This is a genomic window from Pseudomonas sp. UBA6699 (genome assembly GCF_002454615.1).
Lineage (GTDB): Bacteria > Pseudomonadota > Gammaproteobacteria > Pseudomonadales > Pseudomonadaceae > Aquipseudomonas > Aquipseudomonas juntendi.
Genome location: NZ_DKJF01000033.1, coordinates 15417 through 27849, shown reverse-complemented (window position 1 = coordinate 27849; position 12433 = coordinate 15417). Strand labels below are relative to the sequence as shown.

Below are 12433 nucleotides of genomic sequence, written 5' to 3'. Positions count from 1 at the left end.
ACCAGGCTGCTCCATCCCGCGCCTGTGAGATCTAATTTTACGGATTTGCGCGCTGGTGTCAAGCAATTGTTTTGAAAAAACCTTTTTTGTTCAAACCCTTAGCGCATCACACCTGCATGCGGCTCAGGCGCGGCGGGCCTTTCAGGCCGATTATCGCGTGGGCATGCGGGTCAGCTGTTGAACGGGCGGCCCTATGCGATACTATCTGTATGAATTTACAGTGCTGACGGTCATCCATGTCTTTGCGCAAGATCATCCACGTTGACTGCGATTGCTTCTATGCCGCGATCGAGATGCGTGACGACCCGCGCCTGGCCGGGCGGCCCATGGCAGTGGGCGGCTCGGCAGAGCGCCGTGGTGTGATCGCCACCTGTAATTATGAAGCGCGTGCCTACGGTGTGCGCTCGGCCATGGCATCGCGCCACGCGCTGAAACTGTGCCCGGACTTGTTGATCGTCAAGCCGCGTTTCGAGGCCTATCGCGAAGCCTCGCGGGAAATTCATGCCATCTTTCGTGACTACACCGAGCTGATCGAGCCCTTGTCGTTGGACGAGGCCTACCTGGATGTCAGCGACAGCCAATGGTATTCGGGCAGCGCTACCCGTATTGCCGAGGATATTCGCCGGCGAGTCGCGCGTACCCTGCATATCACCGTGTCGGCGGGGGTGGCGCCAAACAAGTTCCTGGCCAAGATCGCAAGCGACTGGCGCAAGCCCAACGGGCTGTTCGTGATTACCCCCGATGAGGTCGAGGCATTCGTTGCGGCCTTGCCAGTGGCCAGGCTGCACGGCGTGGGCAAAGTCACGGCAGACAAACTGACGCGCCTGGGTATCGAAACCTGCCTGCAACTGCGTGACTGGTCGCGCCTGGCGCTGGTGCGCGAGTTCGGCAGTTTCGGTGAGCGGTTGTGGGGGCTGGCGCGAGGTATTGACGAGCGTGCGGTGCACAACGATAGCCGGCGCCAGTCGGTCAGCGTGGAAAATACCTACGACACCGACCTGCCGGACTTGGCCAGTTGCCTGGCGCGTTTGCCGGAGCTGCTGGAAAGCCTGAACGAACGCATCGCCCGCATGGACAGCAGTTACCGGCCAGAGAAACCCTTCGTCAAGGTCAAGTTCCATGACTTCAGCCAAACCACGCTGGAACAGGCCGGGGCGGGCAGGGACCTGGAAAGTTACCGGCAATTGCTGGGACAGGCGTTCGCCCGCGGTGGCAAGCCGGTGCGTTTGTTGGGGGTAGGGGTAAGGTTGCGCGATCTGCGCGGGGCGCATGAACAGCTGGAGCTGTTTGCGCCTATATAAAGAAGCGGCCTTGCGCCGCGGTGGTCGGCGCAGCAGCCCCGGCAATTCAAGCAGCAAGGCCGAATGCCTGGGGCTGCTGCGCAGCCCATCGCGACGCAAGGCCGCTCCTACAGGGTAATCGCGACGCAAGGCCGCTCCTACAGGGTAATCGCGATAGAGGCCGGGTTATTGCGCCCCCGGGTCAGCCACCAATCGCCCGGTAGCCTTGGTCAGCGACTGCAGAAACTCCTGCTGCAGCTCCGGGTCGTTGCGGGTCAGCTCGATCAGGCTCTGTTCCATTTCGCTGGCTTCTTCTTCAAGGCCCAGCTCGGACAGGCGCTTGACCCGGTGTACCCACTGGCTGACATCGTCATCTTCGAGGTCATCGAAGATCAGCTCATGGGCCTCATGCAGCTTGTTGCGCAGGGTGGCGCTGACCAGCAGGCTGGCGTCGCCACGGACCCCGTTGTCCTCGTCGAGCACTTGCAGGTGCAGGGTGCCGACGTGGTTGAGGTTCTGCTCCGAAAACGGGCTGTCCAGCAGGTTCAGGCGCAGTACGCCGCTACGGTCGGTGGTCAGCTCGTGAGTCATTTTGCCAGCCTTGACCTCGACCAAGCGTTCGCTCCACGGCATGCTGGTGGATTCTTCACGCTGGCTTTTCTGCACTTCGCTGATCCCGGCGAGGTTCTGCTGGGCGCGGCCATTGGACGCTACGTTCATGAACGGGTTGAGGCCGTCCACTCCATAGCTGAGCCAGTCGTGGGTCATGCTTTGCGGCAGGTTGCCCAAAGCGAAGACATTGACCACGTTGGCGCCAACCCCCGCCACAACGGCCACCGCACCCAGCGGGATCTCGTAGATCTCCCGCCAGGGCTGGTAAGGCGTGTAGCGATCATAGCGGCGGGTGACTTCGAACTCGGTCACTTCGAAACGCTTTTGCTCATGCACGCGCACACGCCGTTGCGGCAGTTCCATCACCTTCGGCTCGCCGACATCGATCTGCAGGGTGTGGGCGAGCAGCTTGCGCTCCACGCGCTCCTCATGGTCGCTGCGCTGGGACATCTGGTTGGCGCAGCCGCTGACGAGCAGGGCGCCGCACAGTGCAGCGCCCCCCCGGGTAAAGGTACTTCGCTTGAACATGATTACTCGTGCATTGGTTATCAGCGGCGAACGCGGGCCTGCAGGAAGGTCAGCACTTCATTGAGCGGCAACGGCTGGGCGTCCTGCTCGGTGCGGTGCTTGTACTCCAGGTTGCCTTCGGCCAGGCCGCGATCGCTGACCACGATGCGGTGCGGGATGCCGATCAGCTCCATGTCGGCGAACTTGATGCCGGGGCTGGTCTTCTTGTCACGGTCGTCCAGCAGTACTTCAAAGCCGGCGGCGGTCAGTTCGGCGTACAGCTTGTCGGTTGCCTCGCGAACCGCTTCGGTTTCGTAGCGCAGCGGTACCAGGGCGATCTGGAACGGGGCCAGGGCGTCGTTCCAGATGATGCCTTTGTCGTCGTAGCTCTGCTCGATGGCGGCTGCCACCACGCGCGATACACCGATGCCGTAGCAACCCATCGACAGCACGACCGGCTTGCCGTTCTCGCCCAGCACCTGGCACTTCAGCGCCTCGCTGTACTTGGTGCCCAGCTGGAAGATATGCCCGACTTCGATGCCACGCTTGATGATCAGGGTGCCTTGGCCGTCCGGGCTCGGGTCGCCTTCAACCACATTGCGCAGGTCGGCTACCTGTGGCACTGGCAGGTCGCGCTCCCAGTTCACGCCGAAATAGTGCTTGTCATCGATGTTGGCACCAATACCGAAGTCGCTCATCAGCGCCACCGAGCGGTCGATGATGCATTCCAGCGGCAGGTTCAGTGGGCCCAGCGAGCCGGCGCCGGCACCGATCGCCTCGCGCAGTTCGGCTTCGGTGGCCATTACCAGCGGGTCGGCAACCTGCTCCAGCTTGGTGGCCTTGATTTCGTTCAGCTCGTGGTCGCCACGAACGATCAGGGCCACCAGCTTGCCCTCTTCGGCGCCGCGCACGATCAGGGTCTTGACGGTTTTCTCTATCGGCAGGCCGAAGTTTTCCACCAGCTGGGCAATGGTCTTGGCGTTTGGCGTATCGACCAGGCGCAGCTCTTCAGTAGGCGCAGGGCGCACGGTTTCCCGTGGGATGGCCTCGGCCTTTTCGATGTTGGCGGCGTAGTCGGAGCTGTCGCTGAAGATCACGTCGTCTTCGCCAGACTCGGCCAGTACGTGGAATTCATGCGAGTAGCTGCCGCCGATCGAGCCGGTGTCGGCCTGCACAGGGCGGAAGTCCAGGCCCAGGCGCGTGAATATGTTGCTGTAGGCCTGGTGCATGCGGTCATAGGTTTCCTGCAAGGAAGCCTGGTCGGCATGGAACGAGTAGGCGTCTTTCATGATGAACTCGCGGCCACGCATCAGGCCGAAGCGCGGGCGGATTTCATCGCGGAATTTGGTCTGGATCTGGTACATGTTGAGCGGCAGCTGTTTATAGCTGGACAGCTCGTTACGGGCCAGGTCGGTGATCACTTCTTCGTGGGTTGGGCCGACACAGAAGTCACGCTGATGGCGGTCTTTGAGGCGCAGCAGTTCCGGGCCGTATTGTTCCCAGCGGCCGGACTCCTGCCACAGCTCGGCGGGCTGGATGCTTGGCATCAGCACTTCGAGGGCACCGGCGGCGTTCATTTCCTCACGTACCACGGCCTCGACCTTACGCATTACCCGCAGGCCCATCGGCAGCCAGGTGTACAGGCCGGAGGCCAGTTTGCGGATCATGCCGGCACGCAGCATGAGCTGATGGCTGATGACCACTGCATCGGCAGGGGTTTCTTTCTGGGTGGCGAGCAAATATTGACTGGTGCGCATGGTTAGCCGTGTCGATTGCCTAAGACGTTGAAATAGCCCCGCATTGTACGGGGGTGAAACGAAGGCGTACAGGATGCCCCAGGGCGTGACGCTTGTCAGCCAAGAAAAAGCCCGGCGAGGTCGCCGGGCTTTTCAGGTGCGGGGCACTGCAAGCCAGGCTTACAGGATGCTCAGCGGGTACTCCACGATCAGGCGCAGTTCGTCGATCGAAGGCGAACCGTAGTAAACGCCATCGGCCGAACGGTAGGTGGCTTGACGGACGCGGAAGCTCAGGTCTTTGGCCGGGCCGCTCTGCATCACGTACTTGACGTCGATGTCGCGTTCCCATTCCTTGCCGCTGTCGGTGGTGCGGGTGGTTGCACCGGTACCACGTACATAGCGGGTCATGAAGCTCAGGCCGGGTACGCCGAACTCAGCGAAGTTCAGGTCGTAGCGAGCCTGCCAGGATTTTTCGTCTTCGGCGTTGAAGTCGGAACGGGCCACGGAGTTGGCCAGGAAGACCGTGCCGCCACCGTCTACACCGTAGGCGTAGTCGCCGTCACCGGTGACCTTCTGGTAGGCCAGGGTGAAGGTGTGGGCGCCGACGTTGTACGCGGCCGAGAGGCTGGCCGCGATGTTGTCCAGTTCGTTGCTGCCGTCGGACTTGCTGACGAATGCACCGGTCAGGTTGTTGCCGATGGACTTGGTGTCATAGATGTTGAAGTCGAACACCAGGCCTTGCTTGTCGCTGATCGGCAGCGCCCAGTTGATATTGCCGTACCACTTGCGGAAGTGGTCTTCGACGCGCGAGTAGTAAACGCTGGTGCTGAGGTTGTCGGAGAGGGCGTAGGTGCCACCAAAGACATTGGCCTCGGTCAGCCGCAGGCTGTCGTGGTAGGTCTGAGCCTGGGCGTTCAGTGCGGTGAAGTGACCGGCGTGCAGGGTGAGGCCGGCAATTTCGTTGCTGGTGATCAGACCACCTTCGGCAACTTCTGGCAGCAAGCGGCTGTCGTCGGTTGCGAATACTGGCAGTGCGGTGAACTGGTCGCCCCACTTCAGTACGGTGTTGGAGATGCGCATTTTCACAGCGCCGCCCGCTTCCGAGTAGTCATCCTGCGAGCGACCGTCCGAGCCAGTCGGGAACAGGCCGGTGCCGGCGCGGCCGCGGCCGCTGTCCAGCTTCAGGCCGAGCATGCCGATGGCGTCGACGCCGAAGCCTACGGTGCCTTGGGTGAAGCCGGATTCGAAGGTGCCCAGGAAGCCAAGGCCGGTTTCTTCCACGCGGCTCTGGCTGCCAGGCGCGTTGTTGCGGAAGTCACGGCTGAAATACAGCATGCGGGTCTTGACGTTCAGCTTGCTGTCTTCGATGAAACCTTTGGACTCATCTTGTGCGGAGGCCATTGCCAACTGCGAGGTCCCTGCCGTAACGGCCAGGGCGATCATGCTCCACTTCATCACGCGCATCGTGATTTGCTCCTTTGGTTTTTAGGAAGAGTACCGCTGCGTCCAAGTGTTTTAGTTATATGGAGCAGCTCTTTCTTGTTATGTCGGCGAAAATGTATAGCACGCTGACTGTTCTTGGCGATATGGCGATAGAGACTCTTTACGGAACTTTTCCACCATGTCGCGCTCAGGTATTTCCATGTCGCAAATCACGCCCCAATTTAGGGCCGTATAACCCCAGCGCTGCTTCTTTAGCCGCCATGAATCGGTAACTACCGACGCCAGCTGAAGAAACTCCCTGGTAACCAATGCCGCTGTTGTTATTTGTCGCGTACACCTGCCATTGCAGATGCCGTGCCGACTTGGCGTGAAAGGAATGCAACAAGCGTGCTCAAAATTCGCAACAGTTCATGAAATTTTCACAAAACCCCCTACCGAGGGTCGGAAAGTGCCGTAAACACGGGGTCGAGCGCCGTTTAGGTATTGTTGAGTTCGAGAATCATTAAAATTTAAAGCGCGCTCATAAAAGTCAATGTGTTACCGCCATTTGTTCATCCAGAGTCGTTTTTGGGGTGGCAGGTGCGGGAGGGGTGGGTAGATGGCCTCATTTTGGTGCGAAAAGTAGCGCTGTGTTACCGGGATTGTGCAGGGTATTCTTGCCACCCATGTTTTCCGCGCCATGCGGGTCGTTTTGTCTTAAGGAGATATGCCGTGTTCGTCCTCGATTCGCGTCTGCAGCAGGATTCCCTGGTGCTGGGGGAGCTTGCGCTGTGCCAGCTGCTGCTGAGCAAGGATGCCAATTACCCGTGGTTCATCCTGGTGCCCAAGCGTGCTGAGGTGAGTGAGTTGTTCGATTTGGATGTGCACGAGCAGCAGCAACTGTGGCAGGAGACCACCCTGTTGGCAGAAGCGTTGAAGGCCAGCTACGGCGCCGACAAGATGAACGTGGCAACCTTGGGCAATGTGGTAAGCCAGTTGCACATGCACGTGATCGTGCGCCGCCGTGACGACGCTGCCTGGCCCGCCCCGGTCTGGGGCAAGTGCCCGCCAGTGGCCTATACCGATGCCCAACTGCAGGCGGTACGCCAGCGTGTGCGCGACCTGGGGCTGGCCGGTTATCAGGAGGCCTGACATGTCACTGGAAATGCGCATGATCGAACTGGAAACCCGCCAGGCGTTCCAGGATGACACCCTCCAGGCATTGAATGATGTGGTGGTAGAGCAGGCGAAGGTGATCGAGCGCCTGCAGCTGCAGGTGACCGAGCTGATAAAGCGTCATGAAGAGATGGTGGGGCAATTCGGTAGCGAAGGGGACGAGGCGCCGCCGCCGCATTATTGATGCGCTGATCACTGTTCTGATCGGGTGCAGGGGCCCCCACAGGGCGGTAGTCAGGCCTGTGGGGGCATTCGTGCTGGGGCTGGCGGTATCAGCGGCGGGTCACGGCCACCACATCCTCGGCCTGCAGGCCTTTGTCGCGGTGCATCACCGAGAATTCCACGCGCTGGCCTTCGACGAGGATGCGGTGACCCTCCCCGCGAATGGCGCGAAAGTGCACGAAGATATCATCACCCGAATCACGGGAAATGAAGCCAAAGCCTTTGGACGTATTGAACCACTTCACGGTGCCGGTATCGCGGTTAACGGTATCTGGGGCGGTGTGCTGGCTGTTGCGTGGCTTGCGCGGGCTGCGCGCAAAGCCCACGGCCAGGTGCAGGGCGACGGCCAGCGTGGCGCAGACCAGTGCTGCCAGGTTGCCCATTTCCGGGCGGGCCAGCAGCGTCAGGGTCTGTAGCACCACGGCAACTACCAGCAAGGCGCAGGCCAGGTGCTGCAGTTGCTGGCGCGCGCCTCGGTAATACAGGGGCACGACTGGCGCCAGGACCAGGTTGAGCAGGCCAAGCAGTGCCAGGTAGACCGCGTCGGGTTGCAGGAGGAAGGGGGTTGCTTCGGTTTTCAGGCTGGGTATGAGCGATAGCAGCAAAGCTGCCACGCCCGTCACCAGATGGACGATCTTGAACATGGGGTTGGCTCACAGTTGATAAGGCCGATCACAGGAAGAGCGGGCAGCACGGTGCGCATGAGGTGTAGAGCGCAAACACGTGGCAGGCCAGCCTATGCACCCGGCAATAACAGTCCGCACGGGTGGCACGCTGCCTATTTAACAGTAAAGCCGCAGGCTACTCAAACCGCAGGCCGCCCGGCGGGCGATGTGTTGCGCCATGTCACATGCGACAGGCGCCAAGTATTGCTACAGTGGTCGTCGCCCGCTTGAGTCTCAAGCCTTATGCAAAGGGGAACTTCATGGCAATCGATATCGGTATCAGTGAAGAAGATCGCAAATCCATCGTTGATGGGCTGTCCCGCTTGTTGTCGGATACCTACGTGCTGTATCTGAAAACCCATAACTTTCACTGGAACGTCACAGGGCCGTCGTTCCGCACCCTGCACCTGATGTTCGAAGAGCAGTACAACGAATTGGCGCTGGCGGTGGATTCCATCGCCGAGCGCATCCGGGCCCTGGGCTTCCCGGCGCCGGGGTCGTACGCATTCTATGCCCGGCACTCGTCCATCAAGGAGGAGGAAGGGGTACCCGCTGCGGAAGAGATGATCCGCCAGTTGGTGCAAGGGCAGGAGGCTGTGGTGCGCACGGCGCGCAGTATTTTCCCGGTAGTCGACAAGGTCAGTGACGAGCCGACAGCCGACCTGCTGACCCAGCGCATGCAGGTGCACGAGAAGACCGCGTGGATGCTGCGGGTTTTGCTCGACGGCAAATAATTACCCAGGCTGTCACATAACCCTGTGGGAGATAACACAGCCCTACGGGCTGCGCTGTCGCGCAGAGAACTCGATTCATAAGCACGATGCGGACCCTGTGGGAGCGGGCGTGCCCGCGAAGAATCCAGCGCGGTGGCTGGCACCGGCTACGCCGGTGTTCGCGGGCTCGCCCGCTCACACATGGGCCGCGTCGTGCATGACAATCAGTGTTTGTGCAGGAACACTTTGCCGCTGCTTTAACCGCGCCCATCAGCGCTTCATAGGCCACCTGGTACCTGTGACGAGGAAGTGTGGCGCATGATGCAAGCGAGCAAGCGTGTAAATGGCCAGGGGCGTTGGCCGGGGAAACCGTGCATCGATCCGTTCAAGGCGGATTTCGACATGTTGCAGATCCAGCCGGTGTCGCGCTCCGTGCGCCTCAACGGCTTTTCCACGTGCCTGCGCCTGGAGGCCGTCTACTGGCAGATCCTCGAGCGCATTGCCGCCGCCAACCGTTGCTCGGTCAGTGCGGTGCTGTCCTACGTTGACCGCGAGATCCACCTGCGCCAGGGTGGCGTGCGCAACTTCAGCGGCCTGATCCGGGTTATCTGCGTGGCGTGGCTGCAGAACCCGCCAAGTGCGCGCTGATCGCCAGGGCAATCGCATGAACGCCTGCCGATTTGAATGAGTCCTTTCCCAGCGGGCATCCTGAGCGCCTCTCTACTCAGGATGCCCTGCAATGTCGCATCACATACCAATCTCCGATGTTCTGGTCGCCATCAATGATCCCCGTCAGCAGGGCAAGATTCGTCACGACCTGGTCGAAACACTGGTCGTGGCTATCTGCGGCGTGCTTGCCGGCGCTGACACCTTCATCGAAATCGAACTCTGGGCTGAGCAGCGGCTGGACTGGTTCCGCCGTATTCTGAAACTACCCCACGGCATTCCCTCACACGACACCTTTGGACGGCTATTCAGCCTGATCGATCCAGAGGAGTTCGAGCAGGCCTTCCGCTGTTGGGTTGCGGCGATCCTACCGGCCCTTTCTCCGCAAGTGGTTGCCCTAGACGGCAAGACCAGTCGCCGCTCCGGCAAGAAAAACACGGCCCCGTTGCACCTGGTCAGCGCTTTTGCGGCTGATTCAGGGCTGATTCTCGGGCAGAGGGCGACCTCCCAGAAGTCCAACGAGAAGACCGCCATTCCTGAGCTGCTGGCCACACTGGCGCTTGAGGGCTGCACCGTGACGATCGATGCCATGGGTACCCAGCCGGACATTGCACAGGCCATTCTCGATCGCGGGGCGCACTATCTGCTGGCCATCAAGGGAAACCAGCCGAAGCTGGCCGAAGCGATCGATGACTTCGCTGACACCTTTTTGGACGGCGATCCTGCCCGGGTACCCCATGCGCACTTCGAGCATGTCGAGAAGGACCATGGCCGGCTGGAGGTTCGTCGCTGCCATGTTTTCGACCAACTCCAGTGCCTGCCACAGCCAGAACGCTGGCCAGGACTGCGCACTTTCGTGATGCTGGAGTCCGAGCGGACTGTGGGCAACCAGACCAGCCTGGAGCGCCGTTACTACATCAGCAGTCTTGCTCCGGATGCAGAGCGCATCGCACATGCCATCAGGGCGCACTGGGGCGTGGAGAACCGCGTCCACTGGTGCATGGATGTCATTTTTGGTGACGATCAGATGCGGATCCGAACCGGGCATGCTGCCCACAACATGGCCGTTCTCAAGCAACTTACATTGAATTTGATCCGGTTGGATCCGGTCAAGCGCAAGGGTGGCATCAAGGCACGAAGGCTGATTGCTGCAACCTCTGATGATTATCGGGCTGAACTATTAGGTCTCAGGTGAGCTTCATGCGATTGCCTTGCGCTGATCGCCTGGCGGGCTGCGCAGTGCTTGCTAACCATATATAATCCCGCTTTTTGCTGCCCCCGCAGCCAGCGTTTTGGTTGACGAGAGACACCCATGCCCCTGTATGACTATCAATGTGCATCCTGCGAGCACCGTATGGAAGTGCTGCAGAAGGTCAGCGCCGCGCCGCTGACCGATTGCCCGGCCTGCCAGGCGCCAGCGCTGAAGAAGCTGCTGTCGGTCCCAGGCTTCCGCCTGAGCGGTACTGGTTGGTACGAAACCGACTTCAAGACCGGGGCGAAAAAGAATCTGGCAGGCGGCGACAAGGCCGACTGAGTTGAATGCTGTGACCGGGTCTTGCAGTATTAGCCCTCCGGGCGGCCAAGGCCTCCACCGAATACACGAATCACGAGAAGCGAAACCACCATCATGATGCGCAGCCATTATTGCGGCCAACTGAACGAGAGCCTGGACGGCCAGGAAGTCACCCTTTGCGGCTGGGTCCATCGGCGCCGCGACCACGGCGGGGTGATCTTCCTCGACATCCGTGACCGCGAAGGCATGGCCCAGGTCGTGTTCGACCCGGATCGCGCCGAAACTTTCGCCGCTGCCGACCGCGTGCGCAGCGAATACGTCGTGCAGCTGACCGGTAAGGTTCGCAAGCGCCCTGAGGGTGCAGTGAATGCCAACATGGCGTCCGGTGCCATCGAAATCCTCGGCTACCAGCTGACCGTGCTCAACGAAGCAGAAACGCCACCGTTCCCGCTGAACGAGTACTCCGACGTCGGCGAAGAAACCCGCCTGCGCTACCGCTTCATCGACCTGCGTCGCCCGGAAATGGCCGACAAGCTGCGCCTGCGCTCGCGCATCACCAGCAGCATCCGTCGCTTCCTTGACGAAAATGGCTTCCTCGACGTCGAAACCCCAATCCTCACCCGTGCAACCCCGGAAGGCGCGCGCGACTACCTGGTGCCTAGCCGTACCCACGCCGGTAGCTTCTTCGCCCTGCCGCAGTCGCCACAGCTGTTCAAGCAGTTGCTGATGGTGGCCGGCTTCGACCGTTACTACCAGATCGCCAAGTGCTTCCGTGACGAAGACCTGCGTGCCGACCGCCAGCCGGAATTCACCCAGATCGACATCGAGACCAGCTTCCTCGATGAAAACGAGATCATGGGCCTGACCGAAAGCATGATCCGCAAGCTGTTCAAGGAAGTGCTCGACCTGGAATTCGGCGAATTCCCGCACATGACCTTCGAAGAAGCCATGCGCCGCTACGGTTCCGACAAGCCAGACCTGCGTAACCCGCTGGAACTGGTTGACGTTGCCGACCAGCTCAAGGATGTCGACTTCAAGGTGTTCGCCGGCCCGGCCAACGATCCGAAGTGCCGTGTAACCGCCCTGCGCCTGCCAGGCGGCGCCAGCATGCCGCGCAGCAAGATCGACGAGTACACCAAGTTCGTCGGCATCTACGGTGCCAAGGGCCTGGCCTACATCAAGGTCAACGAGCGCGCCAAGGGTGTCGAAGGCCTGCAGTCGCCGATCGTCAAGAACATCCCCGAGGCTAACCTCAACACCATCCTCGACCGCGTTGGCGCCGTAGACGGCGACATCGTGTTCTTCGGTGCCGACAAGTTCAAGGTGGTCAGCGAAGCGCTGGGCGCGCTGCGTATCCGCCTGGGCCACGACTTCGAGCTGCTGACCTGCGAGTGGGCACCGATGTGGGTCGTCGACTTCCCGATGTTCGAAGAGAACGAAGACGGCAGCTTCACCGCGCTGCACCACCCGTTCACCGCGCCGAAGTGCACCCCGCAGGAGCTCGAGGCCAGCCCGGCTACCGCGCTGTCGCGTGCCTACGACATGGTGCTGAACGGTACCGAGCTGGGTGGCGGTTCGATCCGTATCCATCGCAAAGAGATGCAGCAGGCCGTGTTCCGCCTGCTGGGTATCGAAGCCGAAGAACAGGAAGAGAAATTCGGCTTCCTGCTCGACGCCCTGAAGTTCGGTGCACCGCCTCACGGTGGCCTGGCCTTCGGCCTGGACCGCCTGGTCATGCTGATGACTGGCGCCCAGTCGATTCGTGAAGTGATTGCCTTCCCGAAAACCCAGAGCGCCGCGTGTGTCATGACCCAGGCCCCTGGCCTGGTCGACGCCAAGGCCCTGCGCGAGCTGCACATCCGACTGCGTGAACAGACCAAGGTCGAATAAGCAGTCCCGGGCGCATCCACATGGATGCGCC

General features: G+C 60.9%; 12 protein-coding genes. 8 read left to right on the top strand and 4 right to left on the bottom strand.

What is annotated here, in order from left to right; genetic code table 11:
• The first annotated feature begins 242 nt into the window (after positions 1-242).
• A complete protein-coding gene (gene dinB, locus B3361_RS07210; protein WP_161892868.1) occupies positions 243-1301 on the top strand; it encodes a DNA polymerase IV in 1059 nt (352 codons plus the stop codon).
• A gap of 165 nt (positions 1302-1466) precedes the next feature.
• Here dinB and B3361_RS07205 read toward each other — a convergent pair whose 3' ends face one another.
• From B3361_RS07205 to B3361_RS07195, 3 genes are all read right to left on the bottom strand, one after another.
• Positions 1467-2420, bottom strand: coding sequence for a hypothetical protein (locus B3361_RS07205; RefSeq protein ID WP_009684039.1), 954 nt, complete (start codon positions 2418-2420; stop codon positions 1467-1469).
• Between the two features lie 20 nt (positions 2421-2440).
• Positions 2441-4156, bottom strand: coding sequence for a proline--tRNA ligase (locus B3361_RS07200; protein WP_009684040.1), 1716 nt, complete (start codon positions 4154-4156; stop codon positions 2441-2443).
• Between the two features lie 159 nt (positions 4157-4315).
• The gene (locus B3361_RS07195; protein ID WP_054905824.1) at positions 4316-5599 is read right to left on the bottom strand and encodes an OprD family porin; all 1284 of its coding nucleotides are present in this window, start codon (positions 5597-5599) and stop codon (positions 4316-4318) included.
• A gap of 690 nt (positions 5600-6289) precedes the next feature.
• Between B3361_RS07195 and B3361_RS07190 the strand changes: the two genes are divergently transcribed.
• Together B3361_RS07190 and B3361_RS07185 are read left to right on the top strand one after the other, a co-directional pair.
• A complete protein-coding gene (locus B3361_RS07190) occupies positions 6290-6709 on the top strand; it encodes an HIT family protein (RefSeq protein WP_054905825.1) in 420 nt (139 codons plus the stop codon).
• 1 nt (position 6710) lies between these two features.
• Complete coding sequence (locus B3361_RS07185) at positions 6711-6917, top strand: SlyX family protein (RefSeq protein WP_009684043.1); 207 nt, start codon at positions 6711-6713, stop codon at positions 6915-6917.
• 88 nt (positions 6918-7005) lie between these two features.
• On the opposite strand, the gene B3361_RS07180 is transcribed toward B3361_RS07185, so the two are convergent.
• A complete protein-coding gene (locus B3361_RS07180) occupies positions 7006-7599 on the bottom strand; it encodes a cold-shock protein (RefSeq protein ID WP_054905826.1) in 594 nt (197 codons plus the stop codon).
• A 281-nt stretch (positions 7600-7880) separates the two neighbouring features.
• Between B3361_RS07180 and B3361_RS07175 the strand changes: the two genes are divergently transcribed.
• The 5 genes from B3361_RS07175 (at position 7881) to aspS (ending at position 12402) form a co-directional block, all read left to right on the top strand.
• On the top strand, positions 7881-8354 hold the full coding sequence (locus B3361_RS07175; protein ID WP_009684045.1) for a Dps family protein: 474 nt from the start codon (positions 7881-7883) through the stop codon (positions 8352-8354).
• Positions 8355-8651: 297 nt separating this feature from the next.
• On the top strand, positions 8652-8981 hold the full coding sequence (locus B3361_RS07170; protein ID WP_009684046.1) for a ribbon-helix-helix domain-containing protein: 330 nt from the start codon (positions 8652-8654) through the stop codon (positions 8979-8981).
• Between the two features lie 91 nt (positions 8982-9072).
• Positions 9073-10194, top strand: coding sequence for an ISAs1-like element ISPa60 family transposase (locus B3361_RS07165; RefSeq protein ID WP_010455375.1), 1122 nt, complete (start codon positions 9073-9075; stop codon positions 10192-10194).
• A 117-nt stretch (positions 10195-10311) separates the two neighbouring features.
• Entirely contained in the window at positions 10312-10533 is a 222-nt protein-coding gene (locus B3361_RS07160) for an FmdB family zinc ribbon protein (protein ID WP_054905827.1), read from the top strand.
• A gap of 93 nt (positions 10534-10626) precedes the next feature.
• Complete coding sequence (aspS, locus tag B3361_RS07155; RefSeq protein ID WP_054905828.1) at positions 10627-12402, top strand: aspartate--tRNA ligase; 1776 nt, start codon at positions 10627-10629, stop codon at positions 12400-12402.
• The last annotated feature ends 31 nt before the right edge of the window (positions 12403-12433 follow it).

Bases quoted from the DNA above. Each gene is read 5' to 3' on its own strand.
- B3361_RS07205 (WP_009684039.1), bottom strand. From the start codon at position 2,420: ATGTTCAAGCGAAGTACCTTTACCCGGGGGGGCGCTGCACTGTGCGGC.
- B3361_RS07200 (WP_009684040.1), bottom strand. From the start codon at position 4,156: ATGCGCACCAGTCAATATTTGCTCGCCACCCAGAAAGAAACCCCTGCC.
- B3361_RS07195 (WP_054905824.1), bottom strand. From the start codon at position 5,599: ATGCGCGTGATGAAGTGGAGCATGATCGCCCTGGCCGTTACGGCAGGG.
- B3361_RS07185 (WP_009684043.1), top strand. From the start codon at position 6,711: ATGTCACTGGAAATGCGCATGATCGAACTGGAAACCCGCCAGGCGTTC.
- B3361_RS07180 (WP_054905826.1), bottom strand. From the start codon at position 7,599: ATGTTCAAGATCGTCCATCTGGTGACGGGCGTGGCAGCTTTGCTGCTA.
- B3361_RS07175 (WP_009684045.1), top strand. From the start codon at position 7,881: ATGGCAATCGATATCGGTATCAGTGAAGAAGATCGCAAATCCATCGTT.
- B3361_RS07170 (WP_009684046.1), top strand. From the start codon at position 8,652: ATGATGCAAGCGAGCAAGCGTGTAAATGGCCAGGGGCGTTGGCCGGGG.
- B3361_RS07165 (WP_010455375.1), top strand. From the start codon at position 9,073: ATGTCGCATCACATACCAATCTCCGATGTTCTGGTCGCCATCAATGAT.
- B3361_RS07160 (WP_054905827.1), top strand. From the start codon at position 10,312: ATGCCCCTGTATGACTATCAATGTGCATCCTGCGAGCACCGTATGGAA.
- aspS (WP_054905828.1), top strand. From the start codon at position 10,627: ATGATGCGCAGCCATTATTGCGGCCAACTGAACGAGAGCCTGGACGGC.